The organism is Paenibacillus shirakamiensis (assembly GCF_017874255.1).
Taxonomy (GTDB): Bacteria; Bacillota; Bacilli; order Paenibacillales; family Paenibacillaceae; genus Fontibacillus; species Fontibacillus shirakamiensis.
Map to the genome: position 1 here is coordinate 13,432 of NZ_JAGGLD010000010.1, position 24,321 is coordinate 37,752.

The following is a 24,321-nucleotide window of genomic DNA, read 5'->3' on the forward strand; positions in this document are numbered from 1 at the left end:
TGAGCGTGCAAATTTTGCATGGGTAGATATTGCCGTATCGTCTGCGTTAAAGGCGCTTAAGAGAAACATCGATGGAATTATGATGTTTAAGCAGAGTGGGACCGCGTTCAAAGCGTCTCTGCAGCGAATGCTGCAGGGGCGCTTTTTCTCGTTGTGGCAGAGAATTAAAAGGAGTGGGGGGACGTCGTATGTTTGCGAAGATCCGTTCGGATATTCAAGCTGTTTTTGATAATGATCCAGCTGCACGTGGATGGTTTGAAGTAATATTCACCTATTCCGGTTTACATGCCATATGGTGTCACCGAATTGCCCATGCCTTGTATCGCCGACAATTCTTTACTACCGCCCGTATTATATCTCAGATTAGTCGCTTTTTTACAGGCATTGAGATACATCCCGGCGCAAGAATAGGAAATCGACTCTTTATAGATCATGGGATGGGCATTGTCATTGGCGAAACTTGCGAAATTGGGGATGACGTGGTTATCTATCAAGGGGTCACTCTCGGGGGAAGCGGGAAGGAAAAAGGGAAAAGACATCCGACAATTGGGAATAATGTGGTTGTGGGGTCTGGGGCTAAAATTCTTGGTTCATTTACAGTGGGTGATCAATGTAATATAGGAGCCAACTCGGTAGTGTTAAGAGAAGTGCCTCCCAACTGTACGGTAGTAGGTGTTCCTGGTAAAGTAGTCAAACAAGGTGGCAAAAAAATGGATCGATTGACACACGACTTATTAGATCCAGTTTTTGATACATTACGCTTGCTGCAGAGAGAAATTGAAGATCTACAGAAGGAACTAGATGAGTTGAAGCAGGAGAGGTCCGAGGAGCATGAATATGTTCGAGATATCGTAACCCGTGGAGACGTTAGATGAATATACAGTAATAGTAAATCACCGGTCATCCGGAATTTTCTAAAGCATGATGAAAGGGATGTTAGTATGGCACTGCAAATTTTCAATACATTAACCCGAACAAAAGAAGAGTTTATAAGTCAGGAACCTGGAAAAGCCAAAGTCTATGTGTGCGGCCCTACTGTATACGGCTATATTCATATTGGAAATGCACGACCGATGATTTTCTTTGATGTGGTTCGGAGTTACCTAGAAAATCAAAAGTATGATGTGAATTACGTAGTTAACTTTACAGATGTGGATGATAAGTTAATTCGCAAAGCCGATGAGATGAATACAACGGTACCCGATGTTGCGGAGACATTCATTAAAGCCTATTACGAGGATTTAGAGGGTTTAGGTATTCCAAGAGCTACGGCTAATCCCCGAGTAACCGAGAATATGGATATCATCATTGATTTCATTAAAGATCTGGAGTCTAAAGGGTTTGCTTATGAAAAAGGTGGGGACGTGTACTATCGGACGAACGAATTCGAGGGGTATGGGAAATTGTCTCATCAAAATATCGATGAACTCCAATTCGGAATTCGGATTCAAGTCGATGAGCGCAAAGAGAATCCTCAAGACTTCGTATTATGGAAAGCAGCAAAACCTGGTGAAATTTCTTGGAGCAGTCCATGGGGAGACGGTCGACCAGGATGGCACATTGAGTGTTCAGCCATGGCTAGGAATTTGCTTGGAGACACTTTAGATATCCATGGAGGCGGACAAGATCTGATGTTCCCTCACCATGAATGCGAAGTCGCTCAGTCAGAAGCTTGCACAGGAGAACCTCTTGCACATTACTGGATGCACAATGGATTTATTAATATCAGTGGTGAGAAGATGTCTAAATCATTGGGGAATGGTGTCCTCGTTAAAGACCTTCGTCAGCACTATAAAAAAGAAGCCATCCGCTACTTTATGCTGTCTAGTCATTACCGCAATCCTTTGAATTTTACCGAAGAGGTTATGGATCAAGCGGAGAAAAGTATTGAACGAATTGCAATCGCCGTGGGAAATCTGAACCATCGTCTGCAAGCCGTGGGTCATAATGAAGCAACAGTTAGCCCGGAAGTCCAGGAGCGTCTAACGGCTATTCGACATACTTTTCATAGCAAAATGCAAGACGACTTTAATACCCCAGATGCCATTACTGCGATATTTGAATGGGTAAATGAAATAAATGCCCTATTAGGTCATCCAGTGGTCAAGGGCGCTGATTTGTTAGCAGCCAAAGAACTGTTTGACGAAATGAATACAGTGCTGCGCATTTATGCAGTGGAAGAGACGGTATTGCCTGGAGAAGATATTGAACAATTGGTTCGAGAACGTACGGAAGCAAGACAAGCGAAAAATTGGGCTCGTGCGGATGAGATTCGGGACATTCTCGATACACAAGGAATCGTGCTGGAGGATACACCTCAAGGTATCCGGTGGCGCCGTAAATGACGGAACAACTCAACTCCCAAAACGGCGGCTTAGAGAAGCCGTCGCTTTGGTTCCCATATCCCTCGTCCAAGCCGGCAAGACTTCTTCCTCCATTAGCTCTGGCCTATATGGGAGATGCAGTATTTGAAATTGCCGTCAGACAGTATGTGATTTCTTTACCTAATTTGCGCCCGCATCATATGCATGTGCAATCGACCAAATTTGTGTCCGCTAAGGCACAGGCTAAGTTATTGGGTCTAATTGAAGGGGAACTAACTGAACATGAGCTCGATGTGGTGCGTCAGGGCCGTAATGCAAAATCCGGTACAGTTCCTAAAAATGCAAGTGTAGCTGATTATCGGCATGCGACAGCTTTCGAGACATTAATCGGTTATTTGTATTACAACGGAGATCATGATAGATTAACGTATCTAATTACTTACGGCTTGCCTCTTCTAATTCAGGAAACTTAATGACAACAATCGACATAACGGAGGAATCCTCAATGGATAACAACAATGAAGAATATATTGGCGGGAAACACGGAGTTCTTGAAGCGCTTCGTGCGGGCCGTACCATTAATAAAATATGGATTGCAGATACTGCTCAAAAACATTTGACGCAACCTATTGTTGCAGAAGCTAAGAAGCATGGTATCGTCATTCAACATGTGGACAAGCGGAAGTTGGACCAATTGGTTCCCGACTTACAGCATCAAGGAGTTATAGCTCAAGCGGCGCCCTATGCGTATGTAGAAATTGAAGATATCTTGGCTAACGCTACAGCAAAAGGAGAAGCGCCATTCCTTCTTTTATTGGACGAGATAGAAGATCCTCATAATCTAGGTTCGATTCTTCGTACGGCGGAGTGCACGGGAGTGCATGGGGTGGTTATCCCAAAAAGGCGTTCTGCTGCAGTTACAGCAACCGTATCTAAAACATCAGCAGGTGCGGTAGAGTATGTGTCGGTCGCTCGTGTGACCAATATGGCACAGACCATCGAACAACTGAAAGAAGCAGGAGTCTGGGTAGTAGGTACAGATGTGGATGCTCATGAAGAAATTTATGATAACAACGTATTTACAGGCCCAGTTGCGATCGTCATTGGAAATGAAGGAAAAGGAATGGGACGTTTAATTCGGGAGAAATGTGATGTTTTGCTGAAGTTGCCAATGAACGGACGTTTAAATTCGCTTAATGCTTCCGTGGCAGCCGGGGTCGTGATGTACGAGACGCTTCGTAAAAGAAGACTTCAGGGGTAATCTCACATGGGGGAGACCCGTGATGTTCTCCTTGTAGATGGTTATAACATGATTGGAGATTGGCCAGAGCTTACTAAGTTGGCTAAGCTTGGATTGCAAGAAGCTAGGGATCGACTTCTAGAGAAGCTTGCAGATTATCAGGCTTTTAGTGGTCTCCGTATTATAGCCGTCTTTGATGCTTACCTTGTACCCGGACTCGGTAAGTCTTTTGCACAGAATAAGATTCAAATCTATTTTACAAGAGAGAAGGAAACGGCCGACGAGTGTATCGAGCGACTGGTGCGTGAACTTACTGCTCGTCGTCGTCAGATTTATGTAGCTACCAGTGACATGGTAGAGCAGCATGTTATCTTTGGGCAAGGGGCGTTACGAATTTCGGCTCGAGAACTTCTCACACAGATTGAACAGAATGAACAACAGATTCAGTCGAAAATTGCGGAAGATCGCCTTAGTTCGCAGCGCAATACACTTGGTGGCAAACTCAGCCCCGACGTGTTGAAACGGTTTGAACGCTGGCGTAGAGAGTGAAAATGTTCATGTCATATTTCCACCCTTTTTCACTTGACAAAGTTCGACTTTTACATTTTTTAGGACTAATGTGGTTGACGCTCTGTCATTCCATCATATATACTGACACTAAACTTGATTGAAGTGACGGGGCACCGTGCGTTGCAGCCGGAGGGATTGTGGTGAGTGTCGACCTCAAAGTAGTGATAAAATTTGACTATGAGATTCAGAGCGATGAAGACATTGTTGAAGCTTTCCGGGCAGGCGATAGCGAAGCCCTGGAATACTTAATCAATAAGTATCGTAGTTTTGTCAGAGCCAAAGCCAGATCCTATTTCTTAATAGGGGCCGACCGGGAGGATATTATCCAGGAAGGCATGATAGGACTGTACAAGTCTATTCGAGATTTTAAGGGCGATAAGCTGGCATCCTTCAAAGCCTTTGCAGAGTTATGTATTACAAGGCAGATTATAACGGCAATTAAGACAGCCACACGGCAGAAGCATATTCCATTGAACTCTTATGTATCTCTGGACAAGCCCATTTTTGATGAAGACTCAGATAGAACATTGCTAGATGTCATCTGTGGAACTCAGGTTTCCGATCCAGAAGAACTCATAATTAATCAAGAAGAGTTTGTGGGTCTTGAAGACAAGATGTCTGAAATATTAAGTGATCTAGAACGTAAAGTGCTGATGTTATATTTGGACGGAAGATCTTATCAAGAAATTGCTGTAGATCTTAGAAGACATGTGAAATCCATTGATAATGCACTCCAGCGAGTAAAGCGTAAGCTTGAAAGGTATTTAGAGGTGCGAGATGGTTTGTAGTTCTTAAGACACAATTCTAAAGACTCATTAGAGTCTTTTTTTCTTTGGTTCTAAAACTAGTAAATGCAAATTGATAGGTTTATTCTTAAGGTGATACGTAAATACTGCAAACAGTGATGAGACCAGTAATTATAGAGAAATGAAGAAGAACGAAGCCACGGAACATAGCGGGGGTCAAGGCCATTCTCTCGTTGACATGATATTACCCTTATGATAAAGTGTTTTAAGTAGGCCAAATTTCGCGCTTGCTTTTTTTGAATTAAGGAGAATTAGCGATTTGTTAATATTTTCTGAAGTCATTTAAGGTCGGTACGGGCTTGGGTCTCTCTGCGAACAGCCGGTTTGATAGCCGGTACAATTAGAGACTTCTCTTATAGAGGTCTTCGGGAGGTGTACATCATGCGGGTAATTATTACGTTGGCTTGTACGAACTGCAAACAAAGAAACTACACGACAACGAAGAACAAGCGTAACCACCCCGACCGCATGGAGATGAAGAAATTTTGCAAGTTCTGTAACGAGCAATTTCCTCATCGCGAAACCAGATAGTCTTTGGAGGTGTAGGTGCGGATGAAACGTAGTTTCAAATCGTTCTTCTCTTTTTTCTCTGAAAGCTGGGCTGAACTTAAAAAGGTACGCTGGCCTAATCGTAAAGAGCTGACGAATTATTCTCTGATTGTTTTTGGTACAATCGCAGTGGTCGCAATTTATTTTTGGGTTCTTGACATCGGCATTTCTGCCGTGATCAAAGCGATTATTTAAGAAGGGTCCCAGGTGGCTTGATATGGAAAAAAGATGGTATGTGGTTCATACCTATTCCGGGTATGAGAATAAAGTCAAAGCCAATTTAGAAAAGCGCGTAGAGTCTATGGGCATGGAAGACAAGATTTTCCGGGTTCTTGTTCCTATGGAAGAAGAAATTGTGAACAAAGACGGTAAGAAAAAGACCGTGATGCGCAAAGTTTACCCTGGTTATGTCTTGGTGGAAATGGTTCAGACTGACGATTCTTGGTATGTTGTGCGCAATACACCAGGAGTGACAGGTTTTGTCGGCTCGACAGGGTCCGGTTCCAAACCGACAGCCTTGCTTCCAGAAGAAGTGGAACAGATCTTGAGCCACATGGGTATGGAAGAACCGAGAGCGGTTATTGAGTTCGAACTCAAAGAATCTGTACGTATCAAAGTTGGTCCGTTTGCTAACTTCGTCGGATCTGTAGAAGAAATTCTTGCCGACAAGAGCAAAGTTAAAGTTCACGTTAACATGTTTGGACGGGAAACGCCGCTTGAGTTAGATTTCACTCAGGTGGAGAAGATATAGTTGTTCTTCAGTTTTCTGTGGGAGGGATCAATGATCCCGTCTACCACTATTAGTGCTAGGAGGTGTTTTACATGGCTAAAAAGATTATCAAAGTTGTAAAACTGCAAATTCCTGCGGGTAAAGCGAATCCAGCGCCTCCAGTAGGTCCTGCATTGGGTCAAGCGGGTGTCAACATTATGGCATTCTGTAAAGAGTTCAATGCACGTACTGCGGATCAAGCAGGTTTGATTATTCCGGTTGAAATTTCGGTATTTGAAGATCGTTCATTCACTTTCATTACCAAAACTCCACCGGCTGCAGTATTGCTTCGTGTAGCTGCCAAAATCGAGAAGGGTTCAGGCGAACCTAACAAGAAAAAAGTAGCAACGGTTAACCGCGACACAGTTCGCCAAATTGCAGAGCAAAAAATGCCTGACCTTAACGCAGCTTCTGTTGAAGCAGCAATGCTTATGGTTGAAGGTACTGCCCGCAGTATGGGTATCACTGTTCAAGACTAGTTTTGAACACTCCGGACCTCTGGGTCCGGCCAATAAGTGGGAGGAATATCCGCTAATACCACAAAGGAGGAAATTTTTATGGCAAAACACGGTAAGAAATACCTTGAAGCTGTTAAGCTAATTGATAGCGAAGCAACTTACGAGCCTGCTGAAGCTGTTGATTTGGTAAAGAAAGCAGCAACTGCTAAATTTGATGAAACTGTCGAAGTTGCAGTACGTCTAGGTGTAGATCCTCGTAAACAAGACCAAGCTGTTCGTGGCGTAGTAGTATTGCCACACGGTACTGGTAAAACTCAACGCGTTCTTGTATTCGCTAAAGGCGAGAAAGCAAAAGAAGCGGAAGCTGCTGGAGCTGATTTCGTTGGTGATCAAGACGTTATTAACAAAATCCAACAAGGCTGGTTCGAATTCGATGTTTGCGTAGCAACACCGGATATGATGAGTGAAGTTGGTAAATTGGGTCGTCTTCTCGGGGGTAAAGGATTGATGCCTAACCCTAAAGCGGGAACAGTTACATTTGATGTAGCTAAAGCGGTTCAAGAAATCAAAGCGGGTAAAATTGAGTACCGTCTTGACAAAGCAGGACAAATTCATGCGCCAATTGGTAAAGTATCATTTGATGCTGCACAATTGAACGAGAACCTCAAAACTCTCGTAGATGCATTGAACCGGGCTAAACCGGCTGCTGCGAAGGGCGTTTACTTGAAGAACATTGCGGTATCATCCACAATGGGACCAAGTGCTCGTGTGAACACTGCATCTTACAAGTAAGAAATAGATACCTTTGGTAAATATTTCAGGGTTGACCTTGGGTTATCCCTCTGGTATAGTGAAGTGGTTGCATTGATTTCAATTAAATGTGAATATGCTTACCGTAGACAGTAGGTGCTGTAAAGCTTAATTTCCTACCGAGGTGTTGTGATAGAGTTTCGGAATTTGCAGTTTTCTGTAGATGATGATATATCAGGCCTTCGTGATTCTACGGAGGCTTTTTTGATGGAGTTTTAGCAGGAGCTTTAATTTCATCAATGAATCTTCCTAATATATACGGACTACCGATATGGCAGGAAAGTGGTAGGAGCAGCTCGTTGCTATCTTACCGCTTAGTTAATCTAACAGGAGGTGTACAGTGTGGCAAATGCAAAAGTGATTCAAGCTAAACAAGATGCCGTTGATGTAGTAACTGCTAAATTGCGCGAGAGCGTGACGACTGTTGTTGCTGATTACCGCGGTCTGAATGTTTCCCAAGTAACTGAACTTCGTAAACAGCTTCGCGAAGCTGGAGTCGAGTTCCAAGTACTGAAAAACTCGCTCGTTCGTCGTGCGACTGCAGCTGCTGAACTGTCTGAATTAGACGAAGTGTTGACTGGCCCTACGGCTATCGCATTTAGTACTAATGATGCAGTTGCTCCAGCTAAAATTCTTAACGACTTCGCTAAGAAAAATGAAGCTCTTCAATTAAAGGGTGGAGTGGTTGAAGGCCGTGTTGTTGGCGCAGACCAAATCAAAGCTCTTGCTGAACTACCTTCACGCGATGGACTTCTTTCTATGCTTCTCAGTGTGCTTCAAGCACCTGTGCGCAACTTCGCGCTTGCAGTTAAAGCTGTTGCTGAAAAAGATGAGAATAGCGCTAGCGCTTAATACTTCTCTAATTCAATTGATTTAACAAAAAAACTATAAATTATATAACGGAGGTTCTACCATGAGTAAAGAAACAATTTTGGAAGAAATCAAAGGCATGACTGTTCTTGAACTTAACGATCTCGTTAAAGCAATCGAAGAAGAATTCGGCGTTACAGCTGCAGCACCAGTAGCAGCAGGCGGCGCAGTAGCAGCTGTAGAAGCTGAGCAAACTGAATTTGACGTAATTTTGACAGGCGCTGGCGCTTCCAAAATCAACGTTATCAAAGTAGTTCGCGAAATCACAGGTCTTGGCTTGAAAGAAGCAAAAGACTTGGTTGACAACGCTCCAAAAGCATTGAAAGAAAAAGTATCTAAAGAAGATGCTGATGCTGTAAAAGCTAAATTGGAAGAAGCAGGCGCTTCTGTAGAAGTGAAATAGTACCTGATTCATTCCACAAACCCCTTGAAGAATATTCAAGGGGTTTGTTTTTTTATAGGTAGAGGGCATAGTAGAGATATACCAAAGGTAAGGTGGAGAATGGATGCCGGATCATTATTATACAACTAAGCCGGATGCGGCTCATGACCGTAAATTATGGGATGTAGTTCTTCGTGGGAAGAAGCTTCGCTTTATTAGTGATGCTGGTGTTTTTTCTAAGTCTGGCATAGATTTTGGGAGTAAGGTTCTAATAGAAGCTATGGAGATTGATGAGATAGATAAGGTCTTAGATGTGGGCTGTGGATATGGACCGATCGGTTTATCTGCGGCATTATTAGCACCTAAAGGTCAAGTCGTGATGGTCGATGTTAATGAACGTGCTGTTCATTTAGCTGCTGAAAATGCTGCTAGTAACGGAATACACAACGTACAAATAATTCAAAGTGATCTATTTGAAAAGTTGGATGGGCAGCAGTTCGATGTTATTTTAACGAATCCTCCAATACGTGCGGGAAAGCAGACGGTTCATGCAATTTTTGAAGGGGCGGCTGAGCGCTTAAAAACGAAGGGTTCACTTTGGGTTGTTATTCAAAAGAAACAAGGGGCGCCTTCAGCTTTGGAGAAGTTAGAAACAATATTCAATGAGGTAGATATTATCACCAAGGAAAAAGGGTATTGGATTATAAAAGCTATAAAATAAACCTGATATTCATGCATAAATAAGTTGAATTAACTATTGACTTCGTTTTTTTGGTGTGGTATTATTATAAAATGTCAGTATTAGGATGCCCTAAATGGCTTTAGTATGCTGAAATGTCAAGCTTAATTTTTCGCTTCAGAAAGGTAGCAAATGCTGAATGCGTATATTATGCATTATTTTGGCAAATCTATCGAATATGAGGACATCGACAGGAAAGGCACTAATAATGATGCTCTTTTTTCGAAGTTTTCGATAAGGGCTTTTCTTTATTTGTGCGCGAACTCGTTTCTATGGACTTATTATATAGGTACAAACACGGGTTCGCAATGAATTTTTAAAGTGAGTAGATATGAGGGGTGAGTTTAAGTTGGCAGGACATCTTGTTCAATATGGTCGACGCACTCGGCGCAGTTATGCGCGGATTAACGAGGTACTCGAGGTACCGAACCTGATTGAGATCCAGCAGAAATCGTATGAATGGTTTTTGCAGGAAGGCCTTCGGGAAATGTTCCATGATATCTCGCCGATTCAGGATTTCACCGGCAATTTGATCTTGGAATTTATCGATTACAGTCTGGGTGAACCGAAGTATACGGTAGACGATGCGAAAGAACGTGACGTAACGTATGCGGCTCCGCTAAGAGTGAAAGTCCGGCTCATTAATAAAGAAACTGGCGAAGTCAAAGAGCAGGAAGTGTTTATGGGGGATTTCCCGCTAATGACAGACACCGGGACGTTCATTATCAATGGTGCAGAACGGGTTATTGTCAGCCAGTTGGTGCGCTCCCCTAGCGTCTATTTCAATACAAAAGTCGATAAGAATGGAAAGAGAAATTACACAGCTACAGTCATCCCTAACCGTGGAGCATGGCTAGAGCTTGAGACGGATGCGAAGGACATTATTTATGTTCGTATCGACCGTACGCGTAAAATTCCTGTTACTGTTCTGTTGCGAGCGCTGGGTTTTGGCACGGATGCTGAAATTCTTGATTTGCTCGGAAACGATGAATATATTCGTAACACGCTTGACAAAGACAATACAGATTCTACGGAAAAAGCGCTCATTGAAATCTATGAACGTCTTCGTCCGGGTGAACCGCCTACTTTGGATAATGCAAGAAGCCTGCTTGTAGCACGTTTTTTCGATCCTAAACGTTATGATCTTGCCAATGTAGGGCGTTATAAGATCAACAAAAAGCTTCACATCAAAAACCGTCTATTTAACCAACGTCTTGCTGAGTCTTTAATCGACACCTCTACTGGTGAGATTATTGCTGAAGCGGGTCAAATGGTAGATCGTCGTCTTTTGGATGAGATTTTAGAAAATTTGGAGAATGGTGTAGGTTTCAAAACATATCACGTAACGGCTGGTGTGCTTGAATCTGATGATGTACCACTTCAAACGATCGATGTTTTCTCTCCAATTGAAGATGGTAAGGTTGTAAAAGTGATTGCTAACCGTGATATCGATAAGGCAGTTAAAAATATTACGCCTGCAGATATTATCTCCTCAATTAGCTATTTCATTAATCTATTGCATGGGATTGGAAGCACGGATGATATTGACCATCTGGGTAACCGTCGTCTGCGTTCTGTTGGTGAATTGCTGCAGAATCAATTCCGTATTGGTCTATCCCGTATGGAACGTGTGGTTCGGGAGAGAATGTCGATTCAGGATGCGAATGTAATAACTCCACAGGCTCTAATCAACATTAGACCCGTGATTGCATCGATTAAAGAGTTCTTTGGTTCCTCACAATTGTCTCAGTTTATGGATCAGACGAACCCATTGGCAGAACTTACGCATAAGCGTCGTTTATCTGCTCTAGGGCCCGGCGGTTTGACTCGTGAACGTGCGGGCATGGAAGTACGTGACGTCCATCACTCTCACTATAGCCGGATGTGTCCTATCGAGACGCCGGAAGGTCCGAATATCGGTTTGATTAACTCCTTGTCTACATTTGCTCGCATTAACGAGTATGGGTTCATTGAAGCGCCATATCGTTGGGTGGATCCGAAGACAGGTATTGTAACCAAGCAAATATCCTACCTTACAGCGGATGAAGAAGATAACTATGTAATTGCGCAGGCTAACGTTGAGTTGAATGAAGATGGCTCCTTTAAAGATGAACAGGTTATTGTTCGTTATAATAAGCAGTCAGATAACATTTTGACCATGCCTAGTGACCGTGTTGACTACATGGATATCTCACCTAAACAGGTTGTATCTGTAGCAACAGCCTTAATTCCTTTCTTGGAAAACGATGACTCTAACCGTGCCTTGATGGGTTCAAACATGCAGCGTCAAGCCGTTCCATTATTAATCCCGAAAGCTCCGCTAGTTGGAACAGGGATGGAACATAAATCCGCTAAGGATTCAGGCGTATGCGTTGTTGCCAAGCATGACGGTATAATTGAACGTTCAGCTGCTAATGAAATCTGGCTTCGCCGGGTTGAGACAGTAGAAGGTAAGGAAGTCAAAGGTGACCTTGTTAAGTATAAATTACACAAATTTATGCGTTCGAACCAAGGAACATGTATTAACCAACGCCCAATTGTAAAACGTGGAGAGTTTGTCAAAGCAGGTGATATTCTTGCAGATGGTCCTTCCACTGAGATGGGTGAACTAGCTCTAGGGCGGAACGTAGTCGTTGCCTTCATGACTTGGGAAGGTTACAACTATGAGGATGCTATTCTACTGAGTGAGAAATTGGTTAAAGAAGACGTTTATACTTCAATTCATATTGAAGAATATGAATCTGAAGCTCGAGATACAAAGCTTGGACCTGAGGAGATCACTCGTGATATTCCTAATGTCGGTGAAGAAGCGCTTCGTAATTTGGATGAGCGCGGAATTATCCGTGTAGGTGCTGAGATTGGTGCTGGAGATATTCTCGTTGGTAAAGTTACACCTAAGGGTGTTACAGAGCTTACAGCAGAAGAACGTTTGCTGCATGCGATCTTCGGTGAGAAGGCGCGTGAAGTTCGTGATACTTCCCTACGCGTGCCGCATGGTACAGATGGAATTGTAGTCGACGTTAAAGTGTTTACGCGTGAGAATGGTGATGAATTGCCGCCAGGCGTGAATCAACTTGTTCGTGCATACATTGCCCAAAAACGTAAAATTTCTGAAGGCGACAAGATGGCTGGACGTCATGGTAATAAGGGTGTCGTAGCTCGTATCCTTCCAGAAGAAGATATGCCTTTCTTGCCAGATGGAACGCCAGTACAAGTAGTGCTTAACCCGCTAGGGGTTCCTTCACGGATGAATATCGGACAGGTGCTTGAAGTTCACATTGGTATGGCAGCTATGCACTTGGGAATTCATGTAGCTACGCCAGTATTTGATGGAGCGCACGAGTACGACGTATTCGATACGATGGAAGAAGCTGGTATGCAGCGGAATGGTAAGACTATTCTATATGACGGACGTACTGGGGATTGCTTCGAACGTGAAGTAACCGTAGGTGTCATGCATATGATCAAGCTGGCGCACATGGTTGATGATAAAATCCATGCCCGCTCCACAGGTCCTTACTCACTCGTTACGCAACAGCCATTGGGTGGTAAAGCTCAATTTGGTGGTCAACGTTTCGGGGAAATGGAAGTATGGGCGCTTGAGGCGTATGGTGCGGCTTATACACTGCAAGAAATTCTTACTGTCAAATCCGATGACGTGGTTGGACGGGTGAAAACCTATGAATCTATTGTCAAAGGTGAAAATGTACCTGAGCCAGGGGTTCCAGAATCCTTCAAGGTATTAATTAAAGAACTTCAAAGCTTAGGAATGGACGTTAAGATCCTAAGTGGAGATGAAAAAGAGATTGAAATGCGTGAAATTGACGATGAAGAGGATGCAGCAGGTGACAAACTCAGTTTGAATCTTGAAGGCTCCGAAGTCGGCGTAGAATAGATTTATAAATCAGGATTTGGTTAAGGAGGGATGCTCTTTGTTGGACGTTAACAATTTCGAGTTTATGAAAATTGGGCTTGCTTCCCCAGAAAAAATTCGTTCTTGGTCCCGCGGAGAAGTGAAGAAACCGGAGACGATTAACTATCGTACGCTGAAGCCGGAGAAAGAAGGCCTCTTCTGCGAGAAAATTTTCGGACCTACTAAGGACTGGGAATGTCACTGCGGTAAGTACAAACGTGTTCGCTATAAAGGAGTTGTCTGCGATCGATGTGGTGTTGAGGTAACTCGCGCTAAAGTTCGTCGTGAACGCATGGGACACATTGAACTTGCAGCACCGGTTTCGCACATCTGGTATTTCAAAGGGATTCCAAGCCGTATGGGTCTGGCTTTGGATATGTCCCCTAGATCTCTTGAAGAGATCATCTATTTTGCATCTTATGTAGTAACTGATCCTGGCGACACGCCGCTTGAGAAAAAGCAGCTATTGTCCGAAAAAGAATACCGTAGCTACCGTGAAAAATACGGCTACGGTTTCCATGCGGGCATGGGTGCAGAAGCTGTGAAAAAACTTCTTCAAGATATCGATGTGGATAAGGAACTAGATTTCTTAAAAGAAGAACTTCGTACAGCGCAAGGGCAACGTCGTAATCGTGCTATCAAACGCCTTGAAGTGATTGAGGCTTTCCGTAATTCCGGCAATGAGCCGGAGTGGATGATCCTAGACGTACTTCCGGTCATCCCTCCGGAACTGCGTCCTATGGTACAGCTAGATGGAGGACGTTTTGCAACGTCTGACTTGAATGACCTTTATCGCCGTGTAATTAACCGGAATAACCGTCTAAAACGTCTTCTAGACTTAGGCGCACCTGATATTATCGTTCAAAATGAGAAGCGGATGCTGCAAGAAGCAGTAGATGCTCTTATTGATAACGGTCGTCGTGGACGCCCTGTAACTGGACCGGGTAACCGTCCTTTGAAATCTCTCAGCCACATGTTGAAAGGTAAACAAGGACGTTTCCGTCAGAACTTGCTCGGTAAACGGGTAGATTACTCTGGTCGTTCCGTTATCGTGGTGGGTCCTTACCTGAAGATGTATCAATGTGGTCTTCCTAAAGAGATGGCATTGGAACTTTTCAAACCATTCGTTATGAAAGAATTGGTTAACAAAGGCTTGGCTCATAATATCAAGAGCGCGAAACGTAAAGTTGAACGCGTAAGTCCTGAAGTCTGGGATGTTCTTGAAGAAGTAATTAAGGAGCACCCGGTTCTGCTGAACCGTGCACCTACATTGCATAGATTGGGTATTCAAGCGTTCGAACCGATTCTAGTTGAGGGACGCGCTATTCGTCTTCACCCGCTCGTATGTACGGCTTATAATGCCGACTTCGATGGTGACCAAATGGCTGTTCACGTTCCCCTTTCCGCTGAGGCTCAGGCTGAAGCACGTATACTGATGCTTGCTTCGGGTAACATTTTGAACCCTAAAGATGGTAAGCCAGTTGTTACACCTTCTCAAGATATGGTCCTTGGATCATTCTACTTGACCATGGATGACAACCAATCTAAAGGTTCAGGCATGCTTCTTGGTAGTATGAACGAAGCGGTCTCTGCCTACCAACGTGGTGCTGCAGCTCTTCATGCTCGTGTAGTTATACCTGCAAAAGCATTGAAAAAGGATGGCTTCACTCCGGAACAACAGAATGCGTTGCTAGTAACTACGATCGGGAAAATCATTTTCAACGAAATCTTCCCATCTAGTTTCCCATATATCAATGAAGCTACCCGTGATAACTTGTTCAATGGTACACCAGATCACTACTTCATCCATGAAAAGGGTGCAGATATTGCTGCCCGAATTCAAGATCCAGCTATTGCTGGAGCAGTGGGTAAAGAGTATCTCGGTTCCATCATTGCACGTTGTTTCGAAACTTATCACACTACCGAAACGTCTGTGATTCTCGATAGAATCAAACAACTCGGATTCACATACTCTACACGTGCGGGTGTCAGTATCGCCGTGTCGGACGTAATTGTACCTGAGGAAAAGAAAAACATCATGCGTGAATCTGATGAAAAAGTACGCGTTGTTACGAATCAGTATCGTCGCGGATTGATTACAGATGAGGAACGTTATGACCGAGTTATCGATATCTGGTCCAAATCGAAAGATCAACTTACAGAAGTTCTGATGAGATCCATGGATCGCTTCAATTCCATCATGTTGATGGTAGATTCCAAGGCTCGGGGTAACAAATCCCAAATTACGCAGCTAGGTGGTATGCGTGGTTTGATGGCAACTCCATCGGGTCGGATTTATGAGCTTCCAATTAAGGCGAACTTCCGTGAAGGTCTGACGGTATTGGAATACTTTATCTCCACGCACGGAGCACGTAAAGGTCTTGCCGATACAGCTCTTCGTACGGCGGATTCCGGTTATCTTACACGTCGTTTGGTTGACGTAGCACAAGATGTTATTGTTCGCGAAGACAACTGCGGAACAGACAAAGGAATCAGTGTCTCCCGTATTCAAGATGGTAAAGAAATCATTGAAGATCTCTTTGACCGTATTGAAGGTCGTTATTCCTTTGAGACAATCAAACATCCGCAATCTGGGGAGATTATCGTTCATCGTAATGAATTAATTGACACAGATAAAGCAAACGCGATTGTGAACGCGGGGATTGAGAAACTTCAAATTCGTTCTGTTCTTAGTTGCCGTGCAAGACATGGTGTGTGTAAGAAATGTTATGGTCGTAACTTGGCTACAGGTAAATTCGTTGAGATTGGCGAAGCCGTGGGAATCATTGCTGCACAATCCATCGGGGAACCAGGAACACAGCTTACCATGCGTACGTTCCATACCGGGGGGGTTGCCGGAGACGACATCACTCAAGGTTTGCCGCGTATTCAGGAGCTGTTTGAAGCTCGGAATCCAAAAGGTCAAGCTACAATCAGTGAGCTTGATGGGGTAGTTAAGGAAATTCGCGAGACTAAGGATCGTCGTGAAATTGAGATCCAAGGTGAAGCAGAAACCAAGACTTATTCCGTTACTTATGGATCACGTCTTCGTGTTGTTGAAGGTCAAGAAATCGAAGCGGGCGATGAGCTCACAGATGGTTCAATTGATCCTAAAGAAATTCTTCGCATCAAAGGTATCCGTGGCGTACAGAACTATATTTTACAAGAAGTTCAACGCGTATACCGTAACCAAGGCGTAGAAATCAACGACAAACACGTAGAAGTAATGATCAAACAAATGTTGCGCAAACTTCGGATCGTGGATGCAGGGGGTACTACACTTCTTCCTGGTGCATTCGTCGATATTCATGAATATGAAGCGGCGAATATGGAAGCGATTATGGCAGATAAAGAACCAGCTGTGGCTAAACCTGTACTTCTAGGGATTACCAAAGCCTCTCTTGAAACGGATTCCTTCTTGTCCGCAGCATCATTCCAAGAAACGACTCGTGTTCTTACGGATGCAGCTATCAAAGGTAAAGTTGATAAACTTCTCGGCCTTAAAGAGAATGTTATCATCGGTAAGCTTATACCTGCAGGTACAGGAATGCATAGATACCGTAGTATTGAATTTGATGATCAAGCTGAAGGCAGTGCAACTGAAGGAAGCTTAGAGCCGGTATCCGTAGAGTAATAAATTAAAAGCATTAGAGCTGCCTAGGTAAAACATTTTAATGTATATCTAGGTACTCTATTGCATTTAATATATTGATATTTGCTTGACATCGCCCAACAGGGGTGCTAATATAGCAAAGGTGCGTGAGTAAAGGTATTATCCTTTATTGCTGGAGGTATCGTAACGATGTCTGATCATAGAGGTTTACTAACTGCGCATGTCAAGATCGGAGCCAAACAAACAGCGAAAGCTATTGAACATGGTGAGGTCGATGAAGTATATATAGCTCAAGATGCAGATCCGCGTATTACGTCAAAGATCATTGGGCTTTGCACAAAACTATCAATTCAGGTAACATATGTCGATACGATGAAAGAACTCGGGAAAGCATGTGGAATTGATGTAGGGGCGGCCGTGGTCGCGATTGTAAAACAATAATGGTTTGAAATGTTTTTGCTACTGGCGAAAGCCTGTGGCAGAAACTTTCCTTTGTTCTTTTATGAACCGCCTGGGTCTGTGGGCTTAATAAAAAGGTTTGTAAAGACGAAAATTTGAGGAAGGGGGTGGCAACAACATGCCAACAATTAACCAACTAGTGCGTAAAGGCCGTCAAGCCAAAATCGAGAAATCTAAATCACCTGCACTTCAAAAGGGGTACAATGCCCTTAAGCGTGAGACTACAGATTTGAGTGCTCCACAAAAACGTGGTGTATGTACTCGTGTAGGTACAATGACGCCGCGGAAACCAAACTCCGCACTTCGTAAATATGCTCGTGTTCGTTTGACTAACCGTCTTGAGGTTACAGCTTACATTCCGGGTATTGGACACAACTTGCAAGAGCACAGTGTCGTTTTGATCCGTGGAGGTAAAGTAAAAGACCTTGCGGGAGTTCGTTATCATATCGTTCGCGGAGCTTTGGATACAGCTGGAGTTAACAACCGTATGCAAGCTCGTTCGAAATATGGTGCAAAGCGTCCTAAAGCTAAAAAGTAATATTATTTAAATAAGAACTAACTATTTCTGAAAGGGGGATAACCAATGCCACGCAAAGGTCCAGTTACAAAGAGAGACGTGCTACCAGATCCGGTGTATAACAGCAAACTTGTTACCCGCCTAATCAACCGTATCATGCTCGATGGAAAACGCGGTACTGCTCAAACTATTCTATACAGTGCATTCAACTTGATTCAAGAACGTACGGGTAACGATCCAATGGAAGTATTTGAAGCAGCTATCAAAAACATTATGCCAGTCCTTGAAGTTAAAGCTCGCCGTGTAGGTGGTGCTAACTACCAAGTGCCTATCGAAGTTAAACCTGAAAGACGTACTTCCCTTGGTTTACGTTGGCTCGTGAACTACTCCCGTAACCGCGGAGAGAAGACTATGGAAGAGCGTTTGGCTGCTGAGATCATCGATGCATCCAATAACTCAGGCGCTTCTGTTAAGAAACGCGAAGATACACACAAAATGGCAGAAGCGAACAAAGCGTTTGCTCACTACCGTTGGTAGGATTATAAAAAACTTCATTTTTGAAGGGAGACTTTATTCATGGCAAGAGAGTTCTCCTTGAAAAATACACGTAACATCGGTATCATGGCGCATATTGACGCGGGTAAAACAACTACCACTGAACGGATCTTGTTCTACACTGGCCGTACGCACAAAATCGGGGAAGTTCACGAAGGTGCAGCAACAATGGACTGGATGGAGCAAGAGCAAGAGCGCGGAATTACGATTACTTCCGCTGCTACAACCGCTCAATGGAAAGGTCACCGCGTTAATATCATCGATACCCCGGGACACGTTGACTTCACAGTAGAAGTTGAACGTTCCCTTCGTGTATTGGACGGGGCAGTTGGCGTTTTCAGTGCGAAGGAAGGCGTAGAGCCTCAGTCTGAAACTGTATGGAGACAGGCTGACCGCTATGGCGTTCCACGGATCGCATATGTTAACAAGATGGATATTATCGGTGCCGATTTCCTAAACGTTGTAAAAGATATGCGCGATCGTCTGCAAGCGAATTCAGTTGCTATTCAACTGCCTATCGGTGCAGAAAATGATTTCGTCGGTATCATTGATATCGTCGAACAAAAAGCGCATATGTACAAAGACGATTTGGGTCAAGACATTGAAGTCGTTGAGATCCCTGAAGAATTCAAAGCACAAGTTGAAGAACTTCGTGCTGAACTGATTGAGAAAGTTGCAGAACTAGACGAAGAACTTACTATGAAATACCTTGAGGGTGAAGAGATTTCTGTAGCAGAAATCAAAGCCGCTCTTCGTAAAGGTGTAGTAGAAGTTAAGATCTTCCCAGTCATCTGTGGATCTTCTTATCGTAACAAAGGCGTACAACTTATGATGGACGCTGTTATTGATTACTTGCCAGCACCTACAGACGTACCAGACATCACGGGTCACCTGGATGATGGTACGGAGACTGTTCGTCATTCTTCTGATGAAGAGCCATTCTCTGCGCTTGCATTTAAAATCATGACAGATCCTTATGTAGGTAAATTGACATTCTTCCGCGTATATTCTGGTGTACTTGAATCCGGTTCATACGTATTGAATGCAACAAAGAATAAGCGTGAGCGTATCGGTCGTATCCTTCAGATGCATGCGAATAGCCGTCAAGAAATCAGCATTGTGTATTGCGGTGACATTGCAGCAGCTGTAGGTTTGAAAGATACAAGCACAGGTGATACACTTTGTGAAGAGAAGAATCCAGTTATCCTGGAATCCATGAACTTCCCTGACCCAGTTATCGAGATCGCTGTAGAACCAAAAACTAAAGCCGATCAAGATAAATTGGGTGTAGCACTTGGTAAGCTTACTGAGGAAGATCCTACATTGCGCGCTCATACTGATGAAGAAACCGGTCAAACGATTCTTGCAGGTATGGGAGAGCTTCACCTTGACATTATCATTGACCGTATGCGTCGTGAGTTCAAGGTAGAGACCAACGTAGGTAAGCCACAAGTAGCTTATCGCGAAACTTTCCGTTCACCAGCTCGTGTTGAAGGTAAGTTCGTACGTCAATCCGGGGGCCGTGGACAATACGGTCACGTATGGGTTGAATTCGAACCACTTGAACCAGGGACTGGTAACACGTTCGAGAGCAAAGTTGTGGGTGGTTCCGTACCAAGAGAATATATCGGACCTGCACAACAAGGTATCGAAGAACAAATGAAAAATGGTGTTATCGCTGGATTCCCATTAGTTGATGTGAAAGCAACAATCGTTGACGGATCATACCATGATGTTGACTCCAACGAAATGGCATTTAAAATTGCAGGATCCATGGCGCTTAAAGCTGCTAAAGAAAAATGTAATCCTGTAATTCTTGAGCCGATCATGAAAATCGAAGTAACAGTACCTGAAGAGTATATGGGTGATGTTATGGGTATGCTGAGTTCCCGTCGCGGACGGATCGAAGGCATGGATGCTCGTGGTGGTGCTCAAATTATTCGTGCGAAGGTGCCTCTCTCCGAAATGTTCGGATACTCGACTACACTTCGTTCAGGTACACAAGGACGCGGAGTATTCTCTATGGAATTGTCTCATTATGAAGAGGTTCCTAAATCAATTCAAGAAGAGATTGTCTCCAAATCTAAAGGTACTGACTAATATTTTAACTACTGAGTTGAATCTTATTCTTATTGAGTAAGATCAACTCAGACCAAAAATAATCCAATTATTTTAAGGAGGAATTGTTTAAAATGGCAAAGGCTAAATTTGAACGTAACAAACCGCATGTTAACATCGGTACAATCGGTCACGTCGACCATGGTAAAACAACCTTGACTGCTGCAATCACAACTGTATTGTCCAAAACTTATGGTGGTGCTGCTGTAGCATTCGATCAAATCGATAAAGCTCCAGAAGAGCGCGAACGCGGTATCACAATCTCAACAGCACACGTTGAGTATGAAACAAACAACCGTCACTATGCACACGTTGACTGCCCAGGTCACGCCGACTATGTTAAAAACATGATCACTGGTGCTGCACAAATGGACGGAGCAATCTTGGTTGTATCCGCAGCTGATGGCCCTATGCCACAGACTCGTGAGCACATCCTTCTTTCCCGTCAAGTAGGCGTGCCTTACATCGTTGTATTCTTGAACAAATGCGACATGGTTGAAGACGAAGAGCTTTTGGAATTGGTTGAGATGGAAGTTCGCGACCTTCTTAACGAATATGAATTCCCAGGTGACGACACTCCAATCACTCGTGGTTCAGCTCGTGAAGCGTTGAACAACCCTGAAGGTGAATATGCTAAGAAGATTGTTGAAATGTTCGAAACAATCGACACTTACATTCCACTTCCAGAACGTGCAACTGACAAGCCTTTCTTGATGCCTGTCGAAGATGTATTCTCCATTACTGGTCGTGGTACTGTTGCTACAGGTCGTGTAGAGCGTGGTACGGTTAAAGTTGGGGAAGAAATCGAAATCGTTGGTATTCATGAAGAAACTAAAAAATCTGTTGTAACTGGTGTTGAGATGTTCCGCAAATTGCTGGATTCCGCTCAAGCTGGTGACAACATCGGTGCACTACTTCGTGGTGTAGACCGTAACAACATCGAACGTGGCCAAGTACTTGCTAAACCAGGTACAGTTAAACCACATACAGAATTCACTGCACAAATCTACGTGTTGACTAAAGAAGAGGGTGGCCGTCATAAGCCTTTCTTCACTGGATACCGTCCACAGTTCTACTTCCGTACAACTGACGTAACGGGTATCATCAACTTGCCAGAAGGTACTGAAATGGTTATGCCTGGTGATAACATCACTGTAACTGTTTCCTTGATCTCTCCAATCGCTATCGAAGAAGGAACTAAGTTCTCTATTCGTGAAGGCGGACGTACTGTTGGAGCGGGTTCAGTAGCTTCTATCCAAAAATAATTAGGCCTCAGCCTGATTCGTACGATATAGCAACAGTGTACTGTAACTAGCAACAATGTATTGTAAATGTATATGAAGAAGGCTCGTCTCCACGAAGACGAGCCTTCTTTTTTTATTTTATGAAATTACTTATTAATCAGATAAACTCTTAACTTTTAAAATGGAGGATTGAGTAGATTGCTTCTTAGGTACATAACAGTTACAATCATAAAAGTGAGATTTGTTGATGAATTTACTTCTTTTTAATAAAAGCTTGCAATAAGCCTATAGATTCTATATAATAATAAATGTTGTTCTGTGACGTTGCGATGATGCGAGAGGTTACCGACACACCCGGCCCCTTTGCCATGAGGTCAGTGGGTTGGAAAATTTTCGCGGAGTATGTCCGATAATAAATTGGGCGATAGAAGGAGGGACTATAAATGGCAAAGCAAAAAATTCGTATTCGTTTGAAAGCTTACGATCATAGAATTCTTGATCAATCCGCTGAGAAAATTGTTGAAACAGCAAAACGTTCGGGTGCTGGTGTATCTGGACCGATTCCGCTTCCAACTGAAAAGCAAATCATTACTATTCTCCGTGCGGTACACAAGTACAAGGATTCTCGGGAGCAGTTCGAACAACGCACACATAAGCGTTTGATCGACATTGTAAATCCGACTCCACAAACAGTGGATGCCTTAATGCGCTTGGACCTGCCGTCCGGTGTAGATATCGAAATCAAATTGTAAGTCCAATAAAGCTCTTGATTAGGGAAGGAAATGAGGTGTCAACATGAAAGGTATCTTAGGTAAAAAACTAGGAATGACTCAAGTCTTTACTGCTGAAGGTAATGTAATTCCAGTAACGGTAATCGAAGCTGGCCCGAATGTTGTTTTGCAAAAGAAAGATGCAGAAAACGACGGTTATGAAGCAGTACAACTTGGTTTCTCTGACAAAAAAGAAATCAGATCGAACAAACCAGAAGCGGGACATAGCAAAAAAGCTAATACTGCTCCTAAGCGCTACGTCCGTGAAATTCGCGGTATCGATTTGGCAGCATATGAAGTTGGCCAAGAGGTCAAAGCTGATGTGTTCGCTGAAGGCGATTTTGTTGACGTAACAGGTATTTCTAAGGGTAAAGGTTTTGCCGGCGTTATCAAACGTTGGGGACAAAGCCGCGGACCAATGGCTCACGGATCGCGTTATCACCGTAGACCAGGATCCATGGGTTCCATTCAAGCGAACCGTGTTCCTAAGGGCAAACGCCTTCCAGGTCATATGGGTAACGAAACGATTACGATTCAAGGACTTGAAATTATCAAGGTTGATGTTGAACGTAACGTGTTGCTAGTAAAAGGTTCCGTACCGGGTCCTAAAAAAGGCTTCTTGAAAATTAAAGAAACCATCAAGAAATAATTATCTGAAGAAAGGAGGAACAAGCAATGCCAAAAGTAACAGTCTTTAATGTAAGTGGCGCTCAAGTAGGTGAAGTGGAGTTGAATGATTCCGTATTCGGTATCGAACCAAACGTTCACGTCCTTCATGATGCTGTTGTTATGCAACGTGCATCTTTGCGTCAAGGCACTCACAAAGTGAAAGGTCGTTCTGAAGTTCGTGGCGGCGGTCGTAAACCTTGGAAACAAAAAGGTACAGGTCGTGCACGTCAAGGTTCGATTCGTTCACCACAATGGGTTGGCGGCGGTGTGGTATTCGGACCAACACCTCGTAGCTATGCATTTAAACTTCCTAAAAAAGTTCGTCGTCTAGCAATTAAATCGGCACTATCAGCAAAAGTTATCGATAACGATATCATCGTACTTGATCAACTGAGCTTCGAAACGCCGAAGACAAAAGAATTTGCAGCGATTCTTAATAACCTGAAGGTTGAACGTAAAGCTTTGATTGTAGCTTCTAGCTATGATGACAAAGTAGCACTTTCTGCTCGTAACCTTCCAGGCGTTAAATTCGTAGCGGCTGACGGCATTAATGTTCTTGACGTACTTACGTACGACAAACTGATCATTACGAAGGAAGCAGTTCAGAAGGTAGAGGAGGTGCTCGCGTAATGAAAGATCCTCGTGATGTTATCAAACGTCCGGTGATTACGGAACGTACAGCTGAATACATGGAAGGACAGAAATATGTCTTTGAAGTGGATATTCGCTCTAACAAAACCGAAATCAAACAAGCTATTGAAGCGATCTTTAGCGTTAAAGTAAGCAATGTTAATACTCTACGTGTTCCTGCGAAGCCTAAACGTTATGGACGTCATTCTGGATATACTTCAGAGTGGAAAAAAGCGTTCGTTACACTTTCGGCTGATAGTAAGCCACTTGAGTTCTTTGAATCGGTATAAGAAATTTTTGAAGTAAGGAGGGAAAA

At 43.5% G+C, this 24,321-nt stretch carries 25 protein-coding genes and 1 other annotated feature; all 25 genes read left to right on the plus strand.

The window, feature by feature from the left end; translation table 11 throughout:
- Positions 1 to 188: 188 nt before the first annotated feature.
- The 25 genes from cysE to rplW all read left to right on the plus strand — a co-directional run bounded on the left by cysE (position 189) and on the right by rplW (position 24,295).
- Complete coding sequence (cysE, locus tag J2Z69_RS18125) at positions 189 to 875, plus strand: serine O-acetyltransferase (protein ID WP_209865979.1); 687 nt, start codon at positions 189 to 191, stop codon at positions 873 to 875.
- Between the two features lie 66 nt (positions 876 to 941).
- Positions 942 to 2,345: a cysteine--tRNA ligase gene (gene cysS / locus J2Z69_RS18130; RefSeq protein ID WP_209865982.1), complete on the plus strand. Its 1,404-nt coding sequence runs from the start codon at positions 942 to 944 to the stop codon at positions 2,343 to 2,345.
- Positions 2,342 to 2,797: a Mini-ribonuclease 3 gene (locus J2Z69_RS18135; RefSeq protein WP_209865985.1), complete on the plus strand. Its 456-nt coding sequence runs from the start codon at positions 2,342 to 2,344 to the stop codon at positions 2,795 to 2,797. Before cysS ends, J2Z69_RS18135 begins: the two co-directional genes overlap by 4 nt.
- A 32-nt stretch (positions 2,798 to 2,829) precedes the next feature.
- Positions 2,830 to 3,585 (plus strand): 23S rRNA (guanosine(2251)-2'-O)-methyltransferase RlmB, encoded by a 756-nt coding sequence (gene rlmB, locus J2Z69_RS18140; RefSeq protein WP_209865989.1) that lies wholly within the window; start codon positions 2,830 to 2,832, stop codon positions 3,583 to 3,585.
- 6 nt (positions 3,586 to 3,591) lie between these two features.
- Positions 3,592 to 4,113, plus strand: coding sequence for an NYN domain-containing protein (locus J2Z69_RS18145; RefSeq protein ID WP_209865992.1), 522 nt, complete (start codon positions 3,592 to 3,594; stop codon positions 4,111 to 4,113).
- Positions 4,114 to 4,274: 161 nt separating this feature from the next.
- A complete protein-coding gene (gene sigH, locus J2Z69_RS18150; protein WP_209865995.1) occupies positions 4,275 to 4,922 on the plus strand; it encodes an RNA polymerase sporulation sigma factor SigH in 648 nt (215 codons plus the stop codon).
- Between the two features lie 399 nt (positions 4,923 to 5,321).
- Positions 5,322 to 5,471, plus strand: coding sequence for a 50S ribosomal protein L33 (rpmG, locus tag J2Z69_RS18155; protein WP_127200915.1), 150 nt, complete (start codon positions 5,322 to 5,324; stop codon positions 5,469 to 5,471).
- Positions 5,472 to 5,492: 21 nt separating this feature from the next.
- Complete coding sequence (secE, locus tag J2Z69_RS18160; protein ID WP_209865998.1) at positions 5,493 to 5,684, plus strand: preprotein translocase subunit SecE; 192 nt, start codon at positions 5,493 to 5,495, stop codon at positions 5,682 to 5,684.
- 22 nt (positions 5,685 to 5,706) lie between these two features.
- Positions 5,707 to 6,240, plus strand: a complete 534-nt coding sequence (gene nusG, locus J2Z69_RS18165) for a transcription termination/antitermination protein NusG (RefSeq protein ID WP_209866001.1) — start codon at positions 5,707 to 5,709, stop codon at positions 6,238 to 6,240.
- 71 nt (positions 6,241 to 6,311) lie between these two features.
- Positions 6,312 to 6,737 (plus strand): 50S ribosomal protein L11, encoded by a 426-nt coding sequence (gene rplK / locus J2Z69_RS18170; RefSeq protein ID WP_209866004.1) that lies wholly within the window; start codon positions 6,312 to 6,314, stop codon positions 6,735 to 6,737.
- A 78-nt stretch (positions 6,738 to 6,815) separates the two neighbouring features.
- The gene (gene rplA, locus J2Z69_RS18175; protein WP_209866007.1) at positions 6,816 to 7,508 is read left to right on the plus strand and encodes a 50S ribosomal protein L1; all 693 of its coding nucleotides are present in this window, start codon (positions 6,816 to 6,818) and stop codon (positions 7,506 to 7,508) included.
- A gap of 83 nt (positions 7,509 to 7,591) precedes the next feature.
- Positions 7,592 to 7,741, plus strand: a sequence feature (ribosomal protein L10 leader region).
- Positions 7,742 to 7,868: 127 nt separating this feature from the next.
- Positions 7,869 to 8,378 carry a 50S ribosomal protein L10 gene (gene rplJ, locus J2Z69_RS18180; RefSeq protein WP_209866010.1) on the plus strand — a complete coding sequence of 170 codons (510 nt, stop codon included), beginning with the start codon at positions 7,869 to 7,871 and terminating at the stop codon, positions 8,376 to 8,378.
- Positions 8,379 to 8,439: 61 nt separating this feature from the next.
- On the plus strand, positions 8,440 to 8,799 hold the full coding sequence (rplL, locus tag J2Z69_RS18185) for a 50S ribosomal protein L7/L12 (RefSeq protein WP_209866013.1): 360 nt from the start codon (positions 8,440 to 8,442) through the stop codon (positions 8,797 to 8,799).
- 103 nt (positions 8,800 to 8,902) lie between these two features.
- Positions 8,903 to 9,499: a class I SAM-dependent methyltransferase gene (locus J2Z69_RS18190; protein WP_209866017.1), complete on the plus strand. Its 597-nt coding sequence runs from the start codon at positions 8,903 to 8,905 to the stop codon at positions 9,497 to 9,499.
- Between the two features lie 367 nt (positions 9,500 to 9,866).
- Positions 9,867 to 13,412, plus strand: a complete 3,546-nt coding sequence (gene rpoB / locus J2Z69_RS18195) for a DNA-directed RNA polymerase subunit beta (protein WP_209866020.1) — start codon at positions 9,867 to 9,869, stop codon at positions 13,410 to 13,412.
- A 37-nt stretch (positions 13,413 to 13,449) separates the two neighbouring features.
- Positions 13,450 to 17,064, plus strand: coding sequence for a DNA-directed RNA polymerase subunit beta' (gene rpoC / locus J2Z69_RS18200; protein ID WP_209866024.1), 3,615 nt, complete (start codon positions 13,450 to 13,452; stop codon positions 17,062 to 17,064).
- Between the two features lie 168 nt (positions 17,065 to 17,232).
- Entirely contained in the window at positions 17,233 to 17,484 is a 252-nt protein-coding gene (locus J2Z69_RS18205) for a ribosomal L7Ae/L30e/S12e/Gadd45 family protein (protein ID WP_209866027.1), read from the plus strand.
- 136 nt (positions 17,485 to 17,620) lie between these two features.
- Positions 17,621 to 18,040: a 30S ribosomal protein S12 gene (gene rpsL / locus J2Z69_RS18210; RefSeq protein WP_209866030.1), complete on the plus strand. Its 420-nt coding sequence runs from the start codon at positions 17,621 to 17,623 to the stop codon at positions 18,038 to 18,040.
- Between the two features lie 45 nt (positions 18,041 to 18,085).
- Positions 18,086 to 18,556, plus strand: coding sequence for a 30S ribosomal protein S7 (gene rpsG, locus J2Z69_RS18215; RefSeq protein WP_209866033.1), 471 nt, complete (start codon positions 18,086 to 18,088; stop codon positions 18,554 to 18,556).
- Positions 18,557 to 18,595: 39 nt separating this feature from the next.
- Entirely contained in the window at positions 18,596 to 20,674 is a 2,079-nt protein-coding gene (gene fusA / locus J2Z69_RS18220; protein ID WP_209866036.1) for an elongation factor G, read from the plus strand.
- Between the two features lie 92 nt (positions 20,675 to 20,766).
- On the plus strand, positions 20,767 to 21,957 hold the full coding sequence (gene tuf / locus J2Z69_RS18225; protein WP_209866038.1) for an elongation factor Tu: 1,191 nt from the start codon (positions 20,767 to 20,769) through the stop codon (positions 21,955 to 21,957).
- A 422-nt stretch (positions 21,958 to 22,379) separates the two neighbouring features.
- Complete coding sequence (rpsJ, locus tag J2Z69_RS18230; protein ID WP_017692074.1) at positions 22,380 to 22,688, plus strand: 30S ribosomal protein S10; 309 nt, start codon at positions 22,380 to 22,382, stop codon at positions 22,686 to 22,688.
- Between the two features lie 43 nt (positions 22,689 to 22,731).
- Positions 22,732 to 23,355: a 50S ribosomal protein L3 gene (rplC, locus tag J2Z69_RS18235; protein ID WP_209866041.1), complete on the plus strand. Its 624-nt coding sequence runs from the start codon at positions 22,732 to 22,734 to the stop codon at positions 23,353 to 23,355.
- Between the two features lie 26 nt (positions 23,356 to 23,381).
- Complete coding sequence (gene rplD, locus J2Z69_RS18240; RefSeq protein ID WP_209866043.1) at positions 23,382 to 24,005, plus strand: 50S ribosomal protein L4; 624 nt, start codon at positions 23,382 to 23,384, stop codon at positions 24,003 to 24,005.
- Complete coding sequence (gene rplW / locus J2Z69_RS18245) at positions 24,005 to 24,295, plus strand: 50S ribosomal protein L23 (RefSeq protein WP_209866045.1); 291 nt, start codon at positions 24,005 to 24,007, stop codon at positions 24,293 to 24,295. Before rplD ends, rplW begins: the two co-directional genes overlap by 1 nt.
- Positions 24,296 to 24,321: the final 26 nt, after the last annotated feature.